This is a genomic window from Aquimarina rubra (assembly GCF_042684305.1).
GTDB classification, from domain to species: Bacteria; Bacteroidota; Bacteroidia; order Flavobacteriales; family Flavobacteriaceae; genus Aquimarina; species Aquimarina rubra.
Map to the genome: position 1 here is coordinate 788532 of NZ_JBHULE010000008.1, position 21916 is coordinate 810447.

At 34.2% G+C, this 21916-nt stretch carries 17 protein-coding genes; 9 read left to right on the plus strand and 8 right to left on the minus strand.

Annotated features, from left to right (window positions below; translation table 11 throughout):
• Positions 1-8 precede the first annotated feature (8 nt).
• Positions 9-1862, minus strand: a complete 1854-nt coding sequence (locus ACFSR1_RS07760; protein WP_378291268.1) for a DNA topoisomerase IV subunit B — start codon at positions 1860-1862, stop codon at positions 9-11.
• A 277-nt stretch (positions 1863-2139) separates the two neighbouring features.
• On the opposite strand from ACFSR1_RS07760, the gene ACFSR1_RS07765 reads away from it, so the two are divergent.
• Both ACFSR1_RS07765 and ACFSR1_RS07770 read left to right on the plus strand, forming a co-directional pair.
• Positions 2140-2607 carry a helix-hairpin-helix domain-containing protein gene (locus ACFSR1_RS07765; RefSeq protein ID WP_378291270.1) on the plus strand — a complete coding sequence of 156 codons (468 nt, stop codon included), beginning with the start codon at positions 2140-2142 and terminating at the stop codon, positions 2605-2607.
• Positions 2608-2633: 26 nt separating this feature from the next.
• Entirely contained in the window at positions 2634-3161 is a 528-nt protein-coding gene (locus ACFSR1_RS07770; RefSeq protein ID WP_378291272.1) for a GNAT family N-acetyltransferase, read from the plus strand.
• 58 nt (positions 3162-3219) lie between these two features.
• On the opposite strand, the gene katG is transcribed toward ACFSR1_RS07770, so the two are convergent.
• Positions 3220-5433 (minus strand): catalase/peroxidase HPI, encoded by a 2214-nt coding sequence (gene katG, locus ACFSR1_RS07775; protein ID WP_378291274.1) that lies wholly within the window; start codon positions 5431-5433, stop codon positions 3220-3222.
• A 195-nt stretch (positions 5434-5628) separates the two neighbouring features.
• On the opposite strand from katG, the gene ACFSR1_RS07780 reads away from it, so the two are divergent.
• The 5 genes from ACFSR1_RS07780 (at position 5629) to ppk2 (ACFSR1_RS07800) (ending at position 9998) form a co-directional block, all read left to right on the plus strand.
• Positions 5629-5958, plus strand: coding sequence for an ArsR/SmtB family transcription factor (locus tag ACFSR1_RS07780; RefSeq protein ID WP_378291276.1), 330 nt, complete (start codon positions 5629-5631; stop codon positions 5956-5958).
• On the plus strand, positions 5951-6409 hold the full coding sequence (locus tag ACFSR1_RS07785; protein ID WP_378291278.1) for an SRPBCC domain-containing protein: 459 nt from the start codon (positions 5951-5953) through the stop codon (positions 6407-6409). Before ACFSR1_RS07780 ends, ACFSR1_RS07785 begins: the two co-directional genes overlap by 8 nt.
• Positions 6410-6550: 141 nt before the next feature.
• Positions 6551-8290, plus strand: coding sequence for a phytoene desaturase family protein (locus ACFSR1_RS07790; protein WP_378291280.1), 1740 nt, complete (start codon positions 6551-6553; stop codon positions 8288-8290).
• Between the two features lie 64 nt (positions 8291-8354).
• Entirely contained in the window at positions 8355-9200 is an 846-nt protein-coding gene (ppk2, locus tag ACFSR1_RS07795; RefSeq protein ID WP_378291282.1) for a polyphosphate kinase 2, read from the plus strand.
• A 3-nt stretch (positions 9201-9203) separates the two neighbouring features.
• Positions 9204-9998 carry a polyphosphate kinase 2 gene (gene ppk2, locus ACFSR1_RS07800; RefSeq protein WP_378291284.1) on the plus strand — a complete coding sequence of 265 codons (795 nt, stop codon included), beginning with the start codon at positions 9204-9206 and terminating at the stop codon, positions 9996-9998.
• Positions 9999-10055: 57 nt separating this feature from the next.
• Here ppk2 (ACFSR1_RS07800) and ACFSR1_RS07805 read toward each other — a convergent pair whose 3' ends face one another.
• On the minus strand, positions 10056-11933 hold the full coding sequence (locus ACFSR1_RS07805) for a M61 family metallopeptidase (RefSeq protein WP_378291286.1): 1878 nt from the start codon (positions 11931-11933) through the stop codon (positions 10056-10058).
• 135 nt (positions 11934-12068) lie between these two features.
• Here ACFSR1_RS07805 and ACFSR1_RS07810 point away from each other — a divergent pair, with 135 nt between their 5' ends.
• Positions 12069-12839, plus strand: coding sequence for an alpha/beta fold hydrolase (locus tag ACFSR1_RS07810; RefSeq protein ID WP_378291288.1), 771 nt, complete (start codon positions 12069-12071; stop codon positions 12837-12839).
• A 25-nt stretch (positions 12840-12864) separates the two neighbouring features.
• Here the strand turns inward: ACFSR1_RS07810 and ACFSR1_RS07815 are convergent, their stop codons facing one another.
• The 3 genes from ACFSR1_RS07815 to ychF form a co-directional block, all read right to left on the minus strand.
• Entirely contained in the window at positions 12865-15054 is a 2190-nt protein-coding gene (locus ACFSR1_RS07815) for a tetratricopeptide repeat-containing hybrid sensor histidine kinase/response regulator (RefSeq protein ID WP_378291290.1), read from the minus strand.
• A 148-nt stretch (positions 15055-15202) separates the two neighbouring features.
• Positions 15203-16102, minus strand: coding sequence for a DMT family transporter (locus ACFSR1_RS07820; RefSeq protein ID WP_378291292.1), 900 nt, complete (start codon positions 16100-16102; stop codon positions 15203-15205).
• Between the two features lie 129 nt (positions 16103-16231).
• Positions 16232-17326: a redox-regulated ATPase YchF gene (gene ychF / locus ACFSR1_RS07825; protein WP_378291294.1), complete on the minus strand. Its 1095-nt coding sequence runs from the start codon at positions 17324-17326 to the stop codon at positions 16232-16234.
• Between the two features lie 219 nt (positions 17327-17545).
• On the opposite strand from ychF, the gene ACFSR1_RS07830 reads away from it, so the two are divergent.
• Positions 17546-18097 carry a hypothetical protein gene (locus ACFSR1_RS07830; protein WP_378291296.1) on the plus strand — a complete coding sequence of 184 codons (552 nt, stop codon included), beginning with the start codon at positions 17546-17548 and terminating at the stop codon, positions 18095-18097.
• A 101-nt stretch (positions 18098-18198) separates the two neighbouring features.
• On the opposite strand, the gene ACFSR1_RS07835 is transcribed toward ACFSR1_RS07830, so the two are convergent.
• Positions 18199-19536, minus strand: a complete 1338-nt coding sequence (locus ACFSR1_RS07835) for an RICIN domain-containing protein (RefSeq protein ID WP_378291297.1) — start codon at positions 19534-19536, stop codon at positions 18199-18201.
• A gap of 295 nt (positions 19537-19831) precedes the next feature.
• A complete protein-coding gene (locus ACFSR1_RS07840; protein ID WP_378291299.1) occupies positions 19832-21835 on the minus strand; it encodes a polysaccharide lyase family 7 protein in 2004 nt (667 codons plus the stop codon).
• Between the last annotated feature and the right edge of the window lie 81 nt (positions 21836-21916).

The following is a 21916-nucleotide window of genomic DNA, read 5'->3' on the forward strand; positions in this document are numbered from 1 at the left end:
CCTTACAATTAATCCTCTACTACGTCCAGCTCTACTTTCAAGTTTTCTATGATAAACTCTTGTCTACTCGGCGTATTCTTTCCCATATAAAAAGACAGTAATTCTTCTATCGACTTTTCTTTGTCTAACATTACAGGATCCAGACGAATATCATCTCCTATAAAATGTACAAATTCATCCGGAGATATCTCTCCTAGCCCCTTAAATCGTGTAATTTCAGGCTTTCCTGACAATTTCTGGATAGCATCTCTTCTCTCTTGTTCTGAGTAACAATAAATGGTTTCTTTTTTATTACGAACTCTAAATAATGGTGTCTGAAGAATATACAAATGCCCTTCTTTGATAACTTCCGGGAAGAACTGAAGAAAAAATGTAATTAATAACAAACGAATATGCATTCCGTCTACATCGGCATCTGTAGCAATTACGATGTTATTATACCTAAGATCTTCTAAGGACTCCTCAATATTAAGTGCAGCTTGCAGTAAATTAAACTCCTCATTCTCATACACAATCTTTTTACTCATGTTATAGCTATTTAGCGGTTTACCGCGTAAGCTAAAAACAGCTTGTGTATTTACATCTCTAGATTTTGTAATCGATCCACTTGCAGAATCACCCTCGGTAATGAACAAGGTACTCTCCAAGTTTCTATCCTTCTTACTATCTGTAAGATGAACACGGCAATCCCTAAGTTTTTTATTATGTAGACTTGCTTTTTTCGCACGTTCGCGAGCTAATTTACGAATACCTGATAAATCCTTACGTTCTCGCTCTGCTTGTAGTATTTTTCTTTGTAGTGATTCGGCTACAATCGAATTTTTGTGCAAAAAATTATCAAGTTTAGTTTTTACAAAGTCATTGATATAGGTTCTAACAGTTGGCAGATTTCCTCCCATTTCTGTAGAACCTAATTTGGTTTTAGTTTGACTTTCAAAAACCGGTTCCATTACTTTTATACTAATTGCAGAAACAATTGATTTACGAATATCACTTGCTTCATAGTTTTTGCCATAAAACTCTCGAATGGTTTTTACCACTGCTTCTCTAAAAGCAGCCTGATGTGTTCCTCCTTGTGTAGTATGCTGTCCATTTACGAAAGAATGATATTCTTCGCTATATTGGGTTTTGCTATGCGTAATGGCAATTTCTATATCATCACCTAATAGATGAATAATAGGATATAATCGATCGTCCTCATTAATATTATCAGAAAGAAGGTCTTTTAAACCATTTTCGGAAAAATATTTCTCTCCATTAAAAATAATAGTCAATCCAGGATTAAGATACACGTAGTTCTTTAACATTTTTGCCACATATTCTGTGCGGTACTTGTAATGCTTAAAAATTGTATTATCCGGTACAAAAGAGACTTTTGTTCCTCTTCTGCGAGAAGTTTCATCTAAAGTGTCCTGATTGGTAAGGTTTCCTTTTTCAAATTCTGCAGATGCTGATTTACCATCACGAGTAGATTCAACTCTAAAATAAGCTGATAACGCATTAACGGCTTTTGTACCAACTCCGTTTAATCCAACCGACTTCTTAAAAGCTCTGGAATCATACTTACCTCCAGTATTCATTTTAGAAACTACGTCTACTACTTTACCTAATGGAATTCCTCGTCCATAATCTCTTACAATTACTTTGTCGCCTTGGATCGAAATCTCAATGGTTTTGCCAGCACCCATGACATATTCATCAATAGAATTGTCAAGTACCTCTTTTAGTAAAATATAGATTCCATCATCCGCAGAAGATCCATCGCCTAGTTTACCAATATACATACCAGGTCGCATACGAATATGTTCTTTCCAATCGAGGGATCGTATATTATCTTCGGTATATTTAGTTTCTTCGCTCATAAAATTTTGGGTAGAATGCTTGCTAATATAAGGTTTCACTTACAAAATTAAAACAGTCATATTACAAAGTAATTAACAATTCTAACGTAATTTTTGTTGATTAATTGGCACACAATAGATTAATAGAAAATCCAGTGAAAATTATTCGCACATATAGTGCTTCAATCTTTTTAATTTTACTAGTTGAAAAATTAATTATCTATTCTTTATATATTGTATTTTAATTTGAAAATAGGCTTCAATTTTTTTGAAAAATTAAGTTTAAGATCACATCTTAATGAGAACTAAAACAAACATAAAATTAAATCTTTCTGACATTGAAAGATCTAACCTAAGGAAACAGAAGATTAAAATTTCTGAGATTCTCAATTATGCTGTAGATGAATTAGAAGTGATTCTTGGTGTATCCCCTGAAAGAGCAAAGGAAATATATGCTTTAGCTGATTTTCAACGAATTCCTTCCATAGGAATTAAATTCGCCGAAGATTTAATCTTTTTAGGTTACTATTCTATTACTGAACTACAAGATAAGGATGGTGCTGAACTAACAAATCAATATGAAAAAAAGAAAGGATATCGTATCGATTCTTGCGTAGAAGATCAATTTAGATTGGCAGTACATTTTGCAAATACTAGTGATTATTCAAAAAATTGGTGGGATTTTACTACAGAAAGAAAAAACTATAGAAACAATTTCGGATATCCAAAAGATAGACCAGTAAAGAATTGGCATGAAGTTCTCTAGGATTTGTATGGATAGTATAAAAAATCATGAATATAATAGTAGAAACCGATAGACTGATTTTACGAGAGTTTTGTATTTCTGATGCAAAAGATTTCTTTACACTGAACTCAGATCCTGAAGTTTTAAAATATACCGGAGATCTTCCTTTTTTATCGATCAAGAATGCAGAACTCTTTTTAAAAAACTACAAAGAATATAAGAAGAATGGTTTTGGACGTTGGGCTGTTTTGTTAAAAAACACCAATCAATTTATAGGATGGTGTGGACTTAAGTTAAATGAGGAAAATTTAATAGATATAGGATTTCGATTTTTTAAAGATCATTGGAGTAAAGGCTATGCTACCGAATCTGCCATTGCTTCGTTAAAATACGGATTTTATCAATTGCATCTTCAGGAAATTATAGGACGAGTCGATGGAGAAAATAAAGCTTCTATTAGGGTTTTAGAAAAATTAGGTATGAAGTTTTGGAAAAAGGATCCTTGTAACGGGATTCAAAACTCATCATACTATAAAATTCATAAATCTGATTTTCAAAATATTAATTATAAATAAAAAAGGTGACCTATAATTTTGGTCACCTTTTAGAAATATCAATTTTTCTATTTCATTTTTATTTCAAATCGAATCGATCAAGGTTCATTACCTTAGACCAAGTTGTCACAAAATCTTTAACGAATTTTTCTTCAGCATCTTCACATGCGTAAACTTCGGCAACAGCTCTTAATTCTGTATTTGAACCAAAAATGAGGTCTGCTCTTGTTCCTTTAAATTTCACCTTTCCGGTTTTACGATCGCTTCCTTCAAATATGGTATCATCATTAGAAACCGATTTCCAGGTATAGGTAAAGTCTAAAATATTTATAAAAAAATCATTTGTTAACGAACCAGATCTATCAGTGAATACACCATAATCAGAACCGTCATAATTTGCACCTAAAACACGTAGACCTCCAATCAGCACAGTCATTTCTGGAATTGACAAGGTCAATAATTGAGCACGGTCGATTAGAAGTGATTCTGCAGGTTGATTTTGGTCGCTCCTTACATAGTTTCTAAAACCGTCTGCTTGTGGCTCTAAATAACCAAAAGAAACAACATCTGTTTTTTCTTGAGTTGCATCTCCTCTACCAGAGGTAAAAGGAACTGATATATTATATCCTGCATTTTTGGCTGCCAGTTCTACACCTACATTACCGCCAAGTACTATCAAATCTGCAATCGATACATCTCCTGAAAAATCATTTTGGATACGTTCATAAACATCCAAGACCTTTGAGAGCACTTTAGGATTATTTACCTCCCAACTCTTTTGAGGTTCTAAACGAATACGTCCTCCGTTAGCGCCACCTCGTTTATCTGAATCTCGATATGTAGAAGCCGACGCCCATGCTGTTGTTACCAACTGAGATATAGTTAATCCTGATTTAGAAATCATCTCTTTTAAAGAAACGATCTCGGAGTCCTTAAGAGTTTTCCCTTTTGGGATAGGATCTTGCCAAGAAAATTCCTCATTAGGAACCTCAGGGCCAAGATAGCGAGAAATTGGACCCATATCCCTATGTGTCAATTTATACCAAGCTTTAATAAATGCATCTTCTAACGCTTCTGGGTTTTCTCTAAAACGTTTAGATATTTTCAGGAATTCAGGATCCACCTTTAATGCCATATCTGCATCCGTCATTATTAGCGCTTGACGTTTAGAAGGATCCCCAGCTGTTGGCGCGGTAGGAGCTTTAGAGTCAGCTTTTGGCGTCCATTGATGAGCTCCGGCAGGACTTTTAGTTAATTCCCATTCATAATCTAGAAGAACCTTTAAATAGTCATGATCCCATTTGTCTGGATTTGGTGTCCATGCGCCTTCCAAACCACTAGTAATAGCGTGATCTAAAACGCCTGTTTCATAAGAATTTTTCCATCCCAAACTCATTTGTTCGATGGAAGCACCGTGCGGTTCTGCTCCTACATATTGATCTGGATTAGCGGCTCCGTGAGCTTTACCAAATGTATGACCGCCGGCAGTAAGTGCCACAATCTCTTCATCATTCATAGCCATACGTCCAAAGGTTACTCTCATATCTGCCGCAGAGCCTAAAGGATCCGGTTTTCCATCAGGACCTTCAGGATTTACATAAATAAGTCCCATATGCACCGCTCCCAAAGGTGCTTCTAAATTATCTCTTCCTTCAGAGAAGCGCGCGTCATTACCTAACCATTCTGTTTCAGAACCCCAATATATATCTTGCTCAGGTTCCCATACATCTTCTCTTCCACCACCAAATCCTAAAGTTTTAAGCCCCATAGATTCAATAGCGCAATTTCCAGCTAGTATTATCAAATCAGCCCAAGAAATTTTATTTCCATATTTCTTTTTAATTGGCCAAAGTAATAAACGTGCTTTGTCTAGATTTCCATTATCAGGCCAACTGTTTAAAGGAGCAAAACGCATTGAACCCGAACCAGCTCCACCTCTACCATCACCTGCACGATAGGTACCGGCACTGTGCCAAGCCATGCGTATCATAAATCCTCCGTAGTGCCCATAATCTGCTGGCCACCAATCTTGTGATTCAGTCATTAAATTAATAACATCTTGTTTCAATGATGCATAATCAAGACTATTAAACGCCTCTTCATAATTAAAATCTTCATCAATAGGATTAGATTTTAAAGAGTGTTGTCTTAAAACATTTAATTTCAATTCGTTAGGCCACCAATCACGATTTGTAGTGCCCTGACCGGCAGCTCCTTTTGCAGCACCACCCAAAAAAGGGCACTTGCTAACATCGGTTTCGGTATTAATATTATAACTTCCTGTGCTATCCATAATGTAATGAGTTTTAAAGTGTACTCTCAAATTTAATGAATTGCTTATCCATTATCTATAGATTGATTATATATTTAAATGAATTCACAATAAACAAAATCTATACTTACAAAAATCACCTTAAAGATTATGAGTCATACATTTGCGTAACCGAATGATTACGTTTATATTTGTAACCATTCAGTTACGTTTTTGATGAGAAGAGATGTTTTTCAGGCTATTGCGGATCCGGTTAGAAGAGATATTATTGCTCTTTTGGCAGAACAAACGATGTCTATTAATTCTATAGCCGAAAAATTTGATATCAGTCGTCCTGCAATATCCAAGCATCTTAAAATCCTAGAAGAGTGCGATCTCATTTCTATTCATAAACAAGGAAGAGAGCGTTATTGTTTAATTAAGCCAAAAAACCTTGTGCCTGCATTCTTATGGATTGATCAATACAAAATCCTATGGGAAGAAAAATTGGACTCCTTCGAAAACTATTTAAATAAATTACAATCTAAAACCGAACAAAATGAATAACTTAAATAATCGTACTTTATCTCTACAAAGAACCTTTAATGCACCCATTGAATTAGTTTGGGAAGCCTGGTCACAACCAGAGCATATTGTCCAATGGTGGGGGCCTAAAGGAATGGAAACTAAAGTTATTGAACATAATTTTAGTGAAGGCGGAGCCTGGAAATATGCAATGCTTATGCCTGATGGGAATGAGTTTATTGCTGATGGTATTTATATTAAAATTGTAAAACTTGAAAAAATAATTTCATCTGCAAATTTTAAACCTATGACTGAAGGTGTAGAAATACAAGCTTTGTTTGAAAAAGATGGAGATCGTACAAGTTTTACATTTAATGTAGTCCACCCAACTGAGGAATATTGTAAACAACAAGAAAAAATGGGCTTTATGAATGGTTGGGGATCCGTTTTTGATAGGTTAAAAGAATTTGTAGATACTTCAAATAAAAAATAGCAATGTTAAGACTCCAGAAATTTAGTTTTTATATATAAACGTAAGATATACCTGCAACCTGCTTCTCAACTATCATAAAAAATAATACCTTTAGCGAAAACTGCTAAAAAGGACAAGTTTAAACGACAGTTATTGAACTCTATGGAAAAAGAAAACTATGCGGAAGTGTCTCCTGTTGAAAATCAAAACGATTTAAATAAAAATAAAAAGTATGATACCATTATCATTGGGTCAGGAGCAGGTGGACTTTCTGCCGCTATATGTCTGGCACGTTCAGGTCAGAAAGTTTTAGTATTAGAACAGCACGATGTACCCGGGGGTTGGTGCCATAGTTTTTATCTCAACGGGTATCGCTTTACACCGGGAGTACATTACATTGGTTTGTTAAACAAAGGAGAATCTACCAATACTCTTTATGAAGGACTTGGTATTGCTAATGATGTTTCCTTTTTTAGAATGAACCCCAAAGCCTATGAACATTGTTGGGTCGGTAATGAACGCATAGACATGCCAGCAGGTTATGACAATATAAAAGAAGCCTTGGCCAAACTTTTTCCCGAAGAGAAAAAAGGAATTGCTTCTTATCTAAAACTTGTTAGTGCTGTAAGCTATGAGCTGCAATTAATCCCAAAAGTAAAGGGATTTTGGGCACATCTTACCATTCCCTTTCGTACTAAGAACATGGGTAAATACAGCGTTTTTAGTTTAAGGAAAGTCATAAAAAAACATATAAAAAGCCCACTACTAAAAGCCGTATTAAATATACAAATAGGAGATCATGGGCTACCTCCTTCTAAGGCTAGTTTTCCCTTGCACGCCGCAGTTATGGGCCATTACTCTAGTGGTGGTTATTACCCTGTAGGTGGTGGAGGCGCCCTTGTAAAAGCTATGACAAATGCCTTAAAGAAACATAATGGGGAAATAAGAACAAGTCAAAAAGTGAATCAAATTCTACTAGAAGGCGGCAAAAAAAAGAAAGCTATCGGAGTACAATTAGAGAATGGTGAAAAGATTTTAGCCAAGCGGATTATCTCTAATGCGGATCCCAGCAAAACCTTTCTCGAACTGGTCGGAAAAGAAAATATTAGTAATAAACTAAATAAGCGCCTTGGTAAAACCAAATACTCCTGTACTTCTTTGATGCTTTTCGTAACTGTGGATATGGATATGCGAAAGGCCGGCTTGGACTCTGGTAACATCTGGATGATGCAACATGAAGACCTCGATACTTTATTTGAAGAAACTCAGAAAATTGATATACTAGAAGGAGATGTATTTCCCGGAATGTTTATTAGCTGTACAACTCTCAAAGATCCTATCAGTTTTGACGGTAGATATCATACCATTGAAGCAATTACCTATATTAACCATAAATCTTTTGACAAGTTTAAAAATGAAGGCGATACCCGATCTAAAGAATATTTAGATTTTAAGGATCAACTGACAAAAAAAATGATTAGAACGTTGGAAAAAGTGGTTCCCGGAATTGACAATAAAATTGTTCAAAAAGAATTAGGAACCCCAATTACTAACGAATACTATATTAATTCTACGAATGGTTGTGTATACGGAACAGAAAAAAGTTTCTGGCAAATCGGACCTTTTGCTTACAAGGCAAAAAGCGAAATAGAAAATCTCTATTTATGTGGTGCTAGTGTCTTATCACACGGAGTTGCCGGTGCAGGGTATTCTGGCGTAGAAACTGCTGCAAAAATACTTAAATGCAGACAAGAAGATCTTATACAGCCAGATGATTCGCAGAATATTAGGATTTACGAGGCAGAAGATGATTCTGACTACCCTGAATGGATCCGAAAAAAAATAAAAGTAAAAAGAGACCGACTTGCTTCTGGTGTAGATGCATTTGCAAAAACAGAATAAAATTAAATAAGAATATTCTTTTATCTTTATAGTGACAATCAATTCAAAACAAACCAAAAATTATATGTTTACGATAGAAGAATTAAGTAAAATTCAAAAACGGAAACAACTTATCGATATAGCACACCAGAAAAATATTGATATCCAAAAAATATTGTCCAAAATAAGATATGAAGAAGAACTAAGAGCGCTACAAGCAGAGTTGGTTAATCTTCAGAATTGGATAGCTAAGAAGAAGCTAAGAGTTGCCGTAATTTTTGAAGGTAGAGACGCCGCCGGAAAAGGAGGTTCCATAAAACGGTTTACAGAACACCTAAATCCCCGTTCCATGCGAATTGTCGCATTGGCAAAACCCACTGAAATTGAAAAGGGGCAATGGTATTTTAGAAGATATATAAAAGAACTACCAAATCCCGGTGAAATCGTATTTTTTGATCGTAGTTGGTATAACAGAGCTGTTGTAGAACCTGTCATGGGTTTTTGCTCTAATCAACAATATAAAAATTTCATGGTGCAAGTTCCGGAATTTGAACATATGCTTTATGAAGATGGTATTATCGTTATTAAATTTTGGTTTTCTATTTCTAAAGATGAACAGAAAAAGCGTTTTGATGCAAGGTTAAAAAATCCTCTTAAAATCTGGAAGTTTAGCCCTGTGGATATGGAAGGACAGAATCTATGGGATAAATACACCCATTATAAAGAACAGATGTTCTCTAAGACTCATACTACCTTTAGTCCCTGGATTATTGTAAAAACTAACAACAAAAAAACAGCTAGGTTAGAGAGTATGCGCTACGTGCTTTCTCAATTTGATTATATTGGGAGATCAAAGGCAAAAACAACTATTCTGCCAGATCCCAACGTCATCTTGCGATATTATCGCTATATAGAACAAATAGATATTTAGAATATGTCAGTAACTCAAAAAACAAAAAACCTAAATCTTTCTGAAGAAGATCTCGCGCTTATAAATTCTAAAATTGGTATAAAATATCTTTTTGCTGATAAAAAACCAGATTTTGAGAAAGTAGTTCGAATGGCAAGATATGAGACCGAACTCAAAGAATTACAGGCAGAACTTATCAAACTACAAGAATGGACTGCTAAAAACAATAAGAAAATTGTCATACTTTTCGAAGGGCGCGATGCTGCAGGAAAAGGAGGTGCTATACGAAGAATCACCGCCCATATCAATCCAAGACAGTTTAGAATTATAGCACTGCCAAAACCTTCAAAGGAAGAGGAAGGACAATGGTATTTTCAGCGTTACGTAAATCAACTTCCCCAACCTGGAGAAATTGTATTTTTTGACCGTAGTTGGTATAATCGTGCTGTTGTAGAGCCTGTAAATAATTTTTGTACTCAGGCTCAGTATGAAACTTTTATGGGTCAGGTAAATGATTTTGAGAGAATGCTATTAGAATCTGATACGTACTTAATTAAATTTTACTTCTCTATCACCAAAGAAGAACAAGCTCGCAGATTTAAAGATATAAAGACCAGCCCTTTAAAAAGATGGAAGATGACCAACGTAGATGAAAAAGCTCAGGAGCTATGGGATGAATACACAAAGTATAAATTAAAAATGTTTGAGCATACGAATACAAAAATTTCTCCCTGGATTATCATTGAAGCAGATAAAAAGACTAAAGCCAGAGTTGAAGCAATTCGACATGTTTTAGATAAAATTCCTTATGACAAATAGTACCACAAAAAAAAACGGGTCTTTATGACCCGTTTTTCTTTTTATATTTTTAAAACACTATCCCTTTAACCAAGCGCTTCTTAGTGCTAATTGTTCTTTGGTTGGATTATCAACAGATGATAAAGCTTCTCCTTTTGTATAGGATTTAGTTAGTTTAGTCTTTATAACTATCTCTTCTCCTGCTCTATCTAGTTTTACTTCTACATCATCACCTTCTTGCCATTGAAGTGTTTTTTGTAATTCAGTGTTGGCATTATTTAATGTTAATGCGATTCCATTAACTTCTTTAATAACATCAAATGGTTTTACTCCATTATCCGCCCAAAAACTATTTTCGGTTACCAGATCCGTAAAGAAAATAGTTCCTTTATCCTGATCTCCTCCAACAATAATTGCACCGCCATTTCTAACATAGTCAGTTTCAATATTTTTTGTTCCTATCGAAAGTCCTACTTTTTCAAAGAATTCATTATAATTAATTGGAGTGTTCCCAACTACATGAGTTTCTAAAAACTCTCCTATTGAAGGATACGTCATAGCAGTAATTTCATCAATGATCTTATCATCTTCAAATGGTTTATTCTTACCATATTTTAATGATAACTCTTTCATTAGTGACAATATGCCTCGGTTTCCTTCACTTTCTTTTCTCATTAAAATATCAATACACATACCAATCAAAGCACCTTTTTCGTATACATTCGCATAATTTTTAGCATATGGTTCATCAATTATATTTTCACTCATTACCGTAAAACTCATAGCATCATCAAACATACTAGCGGATGCAATCTTTCCCATCATTTTAGTGTAAAACTCTTCCTCTGGAACCAAGTCTTGATTCACCTGAAATACACTTGCAAAATACTCGGTAACACCTTCATACATCCATAAATGCTTAGAAAAAGTTGGATCATTATAATCAAAATAATGTACATCTTCAGAATGTACACTCAACGGAGTTACTATATGAAAAAACTCGTGAGAAACTACATCGATCATCGCCGAAGCCAAGGCATCTTCCGGAATTGCTTCTGGCAACACCACCACGGTAGAAGTATGATGCTCTAGTGCTCCAAAACCAGTGGGCGCAGACTGTGTTTGTGGTGCAAGATAAAGATAGATGTCATATCTAGGGGTACTATCGATATCTCCCAGATACGTTTTTTGTGCCTTCATCATCTTAAAAACAGTTTCTTTAATTCCCGCTGCTGTGTACACTTTATTTGGCGAATACACGCTTAAAACGATTTTTATTCCATCTACTTCGAACTCTTCTACATCCAACTTACCATACATCATTGGGTTATCTGTAATATCAAAATACCTTGTAGCAAAATACTTATCAGTAGTAATGCTTCCGTCTTCACTCGACTCAGAACCTACTTTTTGCAAAGCAGAAGTTCTCTTCATTGTGGTAGGTGCTTTTACCTCCAGTGCATATTGATTATTCTTTAAAACATCAAAATATCCAATAAAACCGTGAAGATTCAATACAAAATTATCGGGTTCTATATTCGTCCCTGAAGGCGAAAAAGGAGTACTCTCGCTTGTGTTTTCTATATCATATGTATCGTTCACCAAATAAACTATTTTATCCAATTGCTTAGCATTGGTAATCAGCCAAGTATTGGTATCCAATTTCTCACTTGCCAGCTCTGCTCCACTATAATCCAGTGCTCTAAAACCATCTACAAATTTCCCAAAATCACTAACAGCATAGGTTCCTTGTACTACTTTAGGAAGGAAATATTTTACAGTATCTTGTGTAAAACGTCCTGGATTAATAACAACAGGAACCTTATCATCTGTTATTTCAGTTAAATCTACTTCGGTAGCAATCGGCAGTTTAGAAGCAATATCATTTGCTTGGTTTATAGATCCGCATCCTATTAGTACCAAACCAATAGATACTATTATTAAGGCATTTTTCATGTATTTCAATTATTTACTTTTACTTACTTTGCTAGACGCAAAAAATTATTTGGTGTTACAATTTTGGTCCCGCAAAATATAGAATTTGTATAGACTTTAACCTATTTTTGGCTATTATTTACTTTATATAGCACTTTGGATATTTTAATTGATACTTATCGAATACGACTTTCTGATCATCCAGAATCGTTTGATTCTTCAAAAGCAACAATTGTTTTTTTACACGACTCTTTAGGTTCTATCGAGCTTTGGAGAGATTTTCCACAGAAGATAAGTGAATCTATAAACTGCAATGTTCTTTCATATGATCGCCAGGGGTATGGTAAATCAGATCCATTTTCTATATCAAAAAGAGATCAAGAATATCTTAAAAAAGAAGCACAAGTATTGGCTAAATTAATTGACCATCTAAAATTAGAAAAAGTAATACTATTTGGTCATAGTGATGGTGGAAGCATCGCACTAATAGCTGCCTCATTATACCCCAAAAAGATTAAAGGAATCATTACAGAAGGAGCACATGTATTTGTAGAAAAGGAAACTCTGGAAGGAATCCGAAATGCAAAAATGGCATACGAGACTACTTCTTTAAAGAATAAATTAAAGAAATACCACGGGAACAAAACAGAAAACGTATTTAAGATGTGGACAGAAACCTGGCTTTCCCCATCTTTTATTCATTGGAACATAGAAAATTATTTACCTGGAATACAATGTCCTTCTCTGATCATACAAGGAGAGAACGATGAATATGGTACTATAAACCAAGTATCTAGTATCATACAAAAAACCTCTGGGATTTCTGAAGCTTTAATAATACCAGACGTTGGTCATTCGCCTCATAGAGAAGCTGCTAATATAGTAGTAGAAACAACAGCTAGTTTTATAAATACATTAAAAATCTAAGAACTTTAGGGATCAGATAACCTAGTTAAGGCAAAAGATTTTTCGCTATAATATCTCTCAGATCATTTTTATTTAATGGCTTATTAATAATATCGTTCATTCCAATAGCAAGACATTCTTCTTGTACTTCGCCCAATTCTGCTGCAGTGAGTGCTATGATCGGTGTTGTTTTGTCAAATTCCCTGATTCTTTTCGTCGCCTCGCTACCATTTAAATAAGGCATATTAAGATCCATCAGTATCAAATCAAAGTCTTCTTTCTTCACCATTTGTATGGCATTAAAACCATTTTCTACAATCACACAATCATACCCAATTAAACCCAGTAGGTTTTTAGTAACAATTTGATTGATTTTATTATCCTCTGCAACCAATATTCTACGATACACATTGGTTGCCCCGCTATTTCTATCAGTTGTAGTTGCTTCTTCTCCTTCTTCTAAAATCTCTAGTTCCAGATCAAAGTAAAACTTAGCCCCTCTTCCTTCATTACTTTCCAGAAACACCTGACTATCCATCATTTTTAAAAGGTTTTTTACAATTGATAAGCCAAGACCAGTACCTTCTACGTTATTAGATTCTCTATCTACTTGAGAAAATTTTTCGAATACAAAGTCTTTTTTATCCTCTGGAATTCCCACACCACTATCCTCTACTTCATACCGAATAAGAATGGTATTGTCTTCTTTATTCAAAATTTTAATTCTTAGCCATATTTTTCCATTTTCTGTAAACTTAGAAGCGTTACCGATCAGATTGATGAGAATTTCTGATAATCGCAGCGAATCTACATTAAGAGAATCCGGTAAATCATTGGGCACCTCAAGTACGAGCTCATTGTTTTTACTTTTTGCCTGATACTCAAAAGAATTCAATAGATTTTGTGAAAGTTTAAATAAATTGGTTGGTGTTTTTGCCAATCGAACTTTATTGGACTCTATCTTACTAATCTGTAGTACATTATTAATTAAATTCAAAAGATAATCACCGGAAAACTTTAATGATCCCAACAATTGCCTATGTTTCTCTAATACATCTTCATCTTCGAGTAATAATGATGTTATTCCTACTACGCCATAAAGCGGAGTTCTTAATTCGTGACTTACAGTAGAAATAAATTGAGATTTTACTTGTGTTAGTTTTTCAGCTTCAGCTTTTGCTTCAATAAGTTGTACATTTTTATCCTTTAGCACGTCACTTAACTTTTTCTTTGATCTATATCCTATAAAAAGAAAAAACGCGGTTGCGAATAAAAATATAAGTCCAGCTACAGAAATAATAGTAATCGTCCTATTATTCTTTGCCATTTTGGCCTGATATTCCCTTTCTGTTTTGGTTATTTCTAATTCTCTTTTGTATTCATCTACATTAAAACTAACTCGAGCGACTTCGATTTGTTTTAGTTTTTCTTTATTGTAGACTTGATCTTTATATTCCTGATATCGCTTTATATCTTTATAGGCTTCTCCAAGATTACCCATTTTTTCATGCATTTCTGCCCTTGCTTCATACAGATAGGATAGCTCTAGTAACATATTATGTTTTTCTGCGATCTCTATCGATTCCTGAAAATAGTCTTCTGCTTCAGTATACTTATTTTGACTTAATGCTAGTCTTCCTTTAAGGTAGTACACTTCACAATATCCCTCAATATCTCTATTCTCTATTACTAATTTTTCGGCTTCTTCTAAATAAGGAATTGCCTTGTCATATTCTTTAGCATCGATATAGGTCCAGGCCAAATTGATAACAGGAGTCATATACTCCTGAGAATTATTTAGTGATTTACCTAGCTCAGTGGCTTTATTATAGAAGCTTAACGATTTTTCAAGATCTTTATAACCGTCTGAGTATACATTCCCCAAACCATTGTTATTCCATAATATAAGTAAAGAGTCATTGGCTTTTTCTGCATATTCCAATGATTTTCTAAAATACAGTTCTGCATTTTTGTAATCTACCAGTGTTTCATAATTATAAGCCATTAAATAATAGGCTTCTGACTTATAATGATCGTTACCTAATTCATGTGCGTAGTTAGCAGCTTTAATTGCATACTCAAGAGATTCTTTGATCTTATACTCAAAGGTCAAGTTATTAGAGGTGTCTATTAAGTATTGAAGACTATCATTAATGGGAAATCTAGATTCTTGCTGAGTATAGACCAAATAAGGAATAGAGAATATAAAATATATGAATAGTATTACTTTCCTCAAGATATGTAACTTTTAAAATGATTATCCGAAATCAATCCAATAATCCGAACTAATATTGATGATAATCAATCTTTAAGGTTAATTTACTAAAAAAAAGTAAACAATCGTTAGTTTTATCTTGTTAAGCTAAAAATTTCATATTCTATTTTTATTTTTTCTTACTATTTCTAGTTATACTATAAATCCCTAAAATTACGATAGCAGAACCTATAATCTGTAAGCTAGACACACTTTCATTCAAAAGAAAAAAGGCAAGAATAATGGTTGATATCGGACCAAGACTCCCGATGATAGCAACATTAGAAGCCCCGAGTCTTGCTATAGCGTATGAAATAAGATATGATGGAATAATCGTAGAAAAAAAAGCCATTAAAATAGCCAAAACATATATTTCTGAGCTGTAATTTATCAGGTTACCTCTATCAAAGACCAAATATTGTATAATAATGCACAAAGAAGACACGATCATCGCATAAGAAGTAAAAGTAATAGCTCCGAACTTAGGTATTAACCAACCACTTCCTACTAAGTATGTAGCATATGTTAAAGCACTTAAAAATATCAATAAAACTCCTAAGCTTACATTTGTGCTATCCAATTGAAGTTCTTGCCAAAAAGTAATTACTACTCCTATGTATGTAGTAATTATAGCTACCAACTGTTGTTTTGTTATTTTATCTTTTAAAAATATTCTAGAGATGATAATCACCAAAGTTGGGTACACAAATAGAATTATCCGTTCTAAACCAGCTTTTATGTATTGTAATCCTAGGAAATCAAAGTAACTGGCTAAATAATAACCTACAAAACCAAAGAATACGATCCACAAATAGTCAGTTTTCCTTATTTTTTCTGGGTTTGAGGGTTTATTCAAAGTAGCTATCACAAAATAAAAAGGAAGTGAGAACAACATTCTGAACAATAATAAATGCTCTGAGCTTATGTCAAATTTATAAGCTATTTTTACCATTACTGCTTTAGCAGAAAAAAGAATGACCCCAATAATAGCCAATATAACTCCAAAAAGGATTGGTTGCTTTTTTTGCATTGAGCAAAATTAGATTCAATATTAGATTACACTTTCTCCAATTGACAAAAATTACGATGTTCACCATTAAAAAAACCTCTAAGAAAAACAATCCAAGAGGTTTTATATAAAAATAAACGGTTATCTGCGTTATACGTTAAATAAGAAATGCATTACATCACCATCATTTACAACATATCCTTTTCCTTCTACACTAAGCTTTCCTGCCTCTTTTACTTTGGCTTCGCTACCATATGACACATAATCATCATACTTAATAACTTCTGCTCGAATAAATCCTTTTTCAAAATCTGTATGGATCACACCTGCTGCCTGAGGTGCTGTAGCACCAATAGGAATGGTCCAGGCTCTAACCTCTTTTACACCTGCCGTAAAATATGTTTGCTGATTTAACAACTTATATGCTGCCCTAATTAACACTGAAGATCCAGGCTCCTCTAATCCCATATCCTGAAGAAACATTTGTCTTTCTTCATAATCATCCAGCTCGGTTATATCTGCTTCGGTTCCAACTGCCAAAATAATCACTTCGGCATTTTCTGAAGCTACTGCTTCTTTTACTTTTTTTACGTGATCATTGCCATTAACTGCTGCACCTTCATCTACATTACATACATATAACACAGGCTTATCTGTAATAAATTGCAATGGTTTTACAAATGCCAGGTGATCATCTTCAGAAATCTCGATAGCTCTTACTGATGTTCCGGCTTCTAACCCTTCTTTCAACTTTAGCAACACAGCTTCTTCTTTCTGTGCTTCTTTATTACCGGTTTTTGCAGCTCGTTTAATCTTATCCAGCTTTTTTTCAAGAGTTTCCAAATCTTTTAGCTGTAATTCTATATCAATAGTCTCTTTATCACGTATTGGGTCTATAGAGCCATCAACGTGAACAATATTATCATTGTCAAAACAACGAAGCACATGAATAATCGCATCAGTCTCTCTAATATTACCCAAAAATTGATTTCCTAACCCTTCTCCTTTACTTGCTCCTTTTACCAATCCGGCGATATCAACAATCTCTACAGTGGCGGGAATAACTCGTTCTGGATTTACTAATTCTTCGAGCTTTTCTAATCTCGTATCAGGCACATTTACTACACCTATATTTGGTTCAATTGTACAAAATGGGAAATTGGCACTTTGTGCCTTCGCATTAGACAAACAATTAAAAAGTGTTGATTTTCCTACATTTGGCAATCCAACTATTCCTGCTTTCATATTTATGTATGTATAAGAGCAAATATGATATTTGCTCAAATTTTTGAGAGTGCAAAGATAACAGTATTAACTGATAGTATACAAATACAACGTAAAGAGATTATATTTAAAAGTAAATATATTCAATCCCATTTACCTTGGTAATTGCCCTTATAATTTAATTACTATAAAATGATTTATTACTTTTTCGTAATTTTACAATACCAAATAAATAAACCAATGAAAACATTGCGTAACGTAGTAACCCTTCTGTTTTTCTTCTGTACAATACTTGGCTATTCTCAATCTGAGGAAAAAAAAGATGAAAAAGAGAAAGTTGAGGAAACAAAAGCTAAAGAAAATACTTCTGAAGAAGTCGTAACTAAAATCATCAGGATTAAAGGTGCTAACGGAGAAGAAAAGGTAATCAAACAACAGCAAGTGATTACTAAAAAAAGTGAAGTAAAACTAAGTCCTGATGAGGAAGATGGTGAAACTAATAGAACTGCTGTTTATACGCCCGAGAAGGTATCGATCAAAAATTCTGGAACTACTTCTAATGAAAAGATATACAGCAGTATTCCCGATGGCAACGGCTATGTATTAACTCTTATTGATGAAAAAGGAGAAAAAACATCTAAAGCTAAACCACTATCTAATGGTTATTACCTGATAAATAATGGAGCAAATGATAATTGTTTAGGTCGTTTTGATGAATCTAAAAACCTAATTATTGAAACATACGATGCTGCAACGGATGCCGTAATAACATTAACATATAAATTAAAATAATCCGTATTAGATTTCACTAATACTAAAGAATGGCCCAATGTAAAAACATTGGGCCATTTTGGTAGCTAATCTATCTAAAGTTAAATTATAATCCTTTTAATCTAGTTTACACTAAGGTTCTTAATTGCTACTTGTCCATATACATTAGAGCCAGAATGACTGCTGCTGGTTGATTGCAAATACGCCCCTGCTTTGAAATAATTCTCATCTGCATCTCCGATATTAACAGAAGTAAACAATGTTCTTACTCTACTGCCACTATTATTTAACTCATATAATCTTACTACACTATTTCTCATCGTTAACTCAAAATAGTACTCAGTATCCATATTCATATTGAAATCGATAGTTCTTCCTTGACCTTCTATTTCTTCTGTTACATAACCTAAGATCCTAAGGTCTACCGAACCTGAATTTTGCCCACTATTTCCTTGAACTTGTACACGGATAACATCATCGTAACTATCATTTCTTTCATGAATTTGACCAAAACATAGTTTCCCCGATGGTGGAAGGTCTTCTATCTTAAATCTCCATTTCATTGAGTGTTCTGTATTAGTAGTTCCATCCCAATAATTACTTCCTCCATTTACTAGTTCTCTTAACTCTGATCTTGGATTAGATGACCCACCAGAGGTTGGATTTCCTGGGTAACATCTAAATGTTGCATATCCATTATTTTCAAAAAAGAAATGACTCTCACTTGTGCTTGCATTATCTGCATAATTTAACCCATTGTCATTACTACCAACATTAAGGTTACCACTAAAACCATTTAGTTTCCAACCACTTCCTATAATACTTGCTGCGGTTCCTCCTCCTGGTGGTGGCGGTGGCGGTGTACTTCCTACCTCTGTAAAAAACCATTTCTGACTATTCCACCCACTGTAAGCCCATTGATCTGCATTACTACCATTCGTTGTACCTCCTGCTCTTAAACTCTTTCCGCTATCTCTGTTCTTCAGTCTAAAATATCCATTTCCAACAGAAATTATTTGCCACTGTTGATGCGTCGTTCCTTGATAAGCCCACTGTTGCACATTAGCTCCATTAGAATTATTCCCGCCGGATACCTCGAGTGATTTCCCGCTATCTACTCCTTTCAGACGGACATACCCATTACCAACAGAAATTATCTGCCACTGTCTATGAGTTGCACTTGTGTTAGCGTCGGTTCCCCAAACCTGAAGATTTGCACCATTCGAATTACTTTTATTTTTAATATCTAATGTGCGACCACTTTTTAAATTTTTAATGGTGTAAATTTTTCCAGCAATCGGCGTTGCTTTTTGAAAAAACTCTTCTTTTAAATCAGATTCTGTAGAATTCTCAAACTCTTCTGATTCACAAGACACGAGACCAATAAAAGTTAGAAACAGGAAAGTTTTGGAAAGAAAAGATGAAAACACCTTCATTCGATGGGTTACATAAGTTTTCATAATTGTGAGTTTTAATTATTAATATTATTTGTGTTAAATATTTGGTTATCCAATAATAAAATTGGTTAACCAATCTAGTTGTAACAATATTAGTAATTTATTAACACAACTCAAACGTTTTCGTAAAATATTTTAAAAATAATTATCAGATTATTAGATATTTAACAGTAATTTTTAGTAAAACTAATTTTACACCAAATAAACAGTTTAATCTTACTAATTTTTAAGTCATATAATAATGAAAAAGACCACTCTTTAGAGCAGTCTTTTTTTAAGTTTTTACTATACCCATATTTTAATAGGTAACATTCAACGTCATATCTTTAACTCTAACTTCACCATAAGCATCTGGGGACTCATTATCATACCCTTCTCCTGATTTACAATCTTTTAAGAACATTGTAGATTGGGTATAACATCCTACTTTAAAATATCCCGTACTATCCTCGGATTTCCAATCATCTGTCCAAGCATCCAAACTAGGTCTACTTTCATTTTCTATCCTACAGTAAACTCGACCATTTTGAACAGTAACTGTAACTCTTAATTGCTCTCCCAAACTGTAAGGCAATACATTATCTACCTCAATATCATCATTTTGAACGACATGTAACCCTTGCTCATCTGACCTATACTCCACACGCAAAGGCTCATCACCTGGACCATGAATTTGCACCATAGACACTTCTGGTTTTTCTACCGGTAAATGTGTAGCTCTAACACGCACATCTAGATATTGATAATCATTCATACTCCAATAATTATCATTACCTCCTGGCATTTGTCTTAACTCCGATCTTGGATAACTTGATCCTCCAGTCGTTGCTCCACCACAATGTGCTTTAAAAACAACTTCATCACCTTCTACATAAAAATACTCAGCATATGGTGCAGGAATTTGTCCCATAAGATCTCCCATTTCTATTTCGCTATCAGAAGCATTTTTATTTCTATCATTACAGTTATTTCCTGACTTGCTATCATTAGTACTATCCTTTCCATTTCCATCAAGTGGGAATGTAATTTTCCATTGATCCAAATTAGATAAAATATCAGAAGGATTAGTACCTCCACTAGAGTTACCTTGCGGAGTAGCAATAATTGTTCTTGAGGATGATGTATTTCCTGCATTATCCACTGCTACTAGGGTAAAAGTATATGATGTTCCATTGGTTAAACCACTAATAGTTCTGCTTTCTCCAGATGTGGTAGCATTTCCACCAGCATATGTAATCCGTACATTATTAAAATCAGCGTCTCCAGGATTGTTCCAACTTAAAGAAACAGTACCATCACCAGCTGTTGCACTTAATCCTGAAATAGGTCCGGGAGGAGTTGTATCTTCTTGGTTGCCAAGTTCTCCGTAAATTTCTGTTTCAATGATACTATTCCAACTACTACTGGAATTACCAAAACAAGATATTCTTACATACCTAGCCTCTATACTATCAAAATTATAGGCCTCCAATCCTTCAGTAGTACCGCTACTCCCATTTGTTTTTGCATCATATACTGTACTTAGAGAAGATGTTGAGTTACCCACTCTAATTTTAAAATATGCTCTTCTTTCATCGCCTTTAAACCAAGCAATTTTTAAACTTGATATTGTTTTAGAAACACCAAGATCATATGTGATGTACTTACCCGTATATCCATTAGATGACCATCTTGATTCTGTATTTTCAATTTCTCCATCTACTGTATTTTCAGGTACATAACCAGTTTGATTTCCGTTGGCAGAGACACTTGTTGGTATGATCTGACCTGATTGGGTTGGATCACCCGATTCAGAACTGTCAAGTGTAAAATCATCAAAACGAACATCGCCACTATCTCTAGTTCCTAAAATAGTGACTGAAGATGCACTACCACTATTAAATGCAATAGTAATTTCTTCATAACTACTGGTATTAAAATCATTAATTTTGCCGCCTACTGAGAGTTTTCCATTTCCATTTACCCAAGCTTTTAGGATATAATTAGTGTTTTGGCTAACACTTACAGTTTGTTCTATCTTACCTGAAGAACTGGTAACTTTACCCGCTTTAGATCCTGAGTGCTCATCCCCGGAAATAGCATATTTTGCAGTATCTCCCCAACCCACTTCACCTGATTCGAATCCTGGATTTTGAAGTGGTACAGAAGCCTTTATTTCAGAATTACCTTTAATTCCCTCTAAAACTTCATCTTCAATTTGTTCATTGGTACAGCTAACAGCTGAAATGAATAGTAACACTAAGAACGTAGTTATAAATGACAAGTAAAACAACTTTCCCCGGATGATTGGTAATTTTTTCATTTGTTAGTAATTTTTTTAAAATGTTAACGTTTTTCCCTTAAACTACCGATTTGATTAAATTGGTTAACCAATTTTTCAATA

Coding starts and splice junctions, on each gene's coding strand:
- ppk2 (WP_378291284.1), top strand. CDS start 9,204: ATGTCAGTAACTCAAAAAACAAAAAACCTAAATCTTTCTGAAGAAGAT.
- ACFSR1_RS07790 (WP_378291280.1), top strand. CDS start 6,551: ATGGAAAAAGAAAACTATGCGGAAGTGTCTCCTGTTGAAAATCAAAAC.
- ACFSR1_RS07785 (WP_378291278.1), top strand. CDS start 5,951: ATGAATAACTTAAATAATCGTACTTTATCTCTACAAAGAACCTTTAAT.
- ACFSR1_RS07760 (WP_378291268.1), bottom strand. CDS start 1,862: ATGAGCGAAGAAACTAAATATACCGAAGATAATATACGATCCCTCGAT.
- ACFSR1_RS07830 (WP_378291296.1), top strand. CDS start 17,546: ATGAAAACATTGCGTAACGTAGTAACCCTTCTGTTTTTCTTCTGTACA.
- katG (WP_378291274.1), bottom strand. CDS start 5,433: ATGGATAGCACAGGAAGTTATAATATTAATACCGAAACCGATGTTAGC.
- ACFSR1_RS07820 (WP_378291292.1), bottom strand. CDS start 16,102: ATGCAAAAAAAGCAACCAATCCTTTTTGGAGTTATATTGGCTATTATT.
- ACFSR1_RS07780 (WP_378291276.1), top strand. CDS start 5,629: ATGAGAAGAGATGTTTTTCAGGCTATTGCGGATCCGGTTAGAAGAGAT.
- ACFSR1_RS07770 (WP_378291272.1), top strand. CDS start 2,634: ATGAATATAATAGTAGAAACCGATAGACTGATTTTACGAGAGTTTTGT.
- ychF (WP_378291294.1), bottom strand. CDS start 17,326: ATGAAAGCAGGAATAGTTGGATTGCCAAATGTAGGAAAATCAACACTT.
- ppk2 (WP_378291282.1), top strand. CDS start 8,355: ATGTTTACGATAGAAGAATTAAGTAAAATTCAAAAACGGAAACAACTT.
- ACFSR1_RS07840 (WP_378291299.1), bottom strand. CDS start 21,835: ATGAAAAAATTACCAATCATCCGGGGAAAGTTGTTTTACTTGTCATTT.
- ACFSR1_RS07805 (WP_378291286.1), bottom strand. CDS start 11,933: ATGAAAAATGCCTTAATAATAGTATCTATTGGTTTGGTACTAATAGGA.
- ACFSR1_RS07835 (WP_378291297.1), bottom strand. CDS start 19,536: ATGAAAACTTATGTAACCCATCGAATGAAGGTGTTTTCATCTTTTCTT.
- ACFSR1_RS07765 (WP_378291270.1), top strand. CDS start 2,140: ATGAGAACTAAAACAAACATAAAATTAAATCTTTCTGACATTGAAAGA.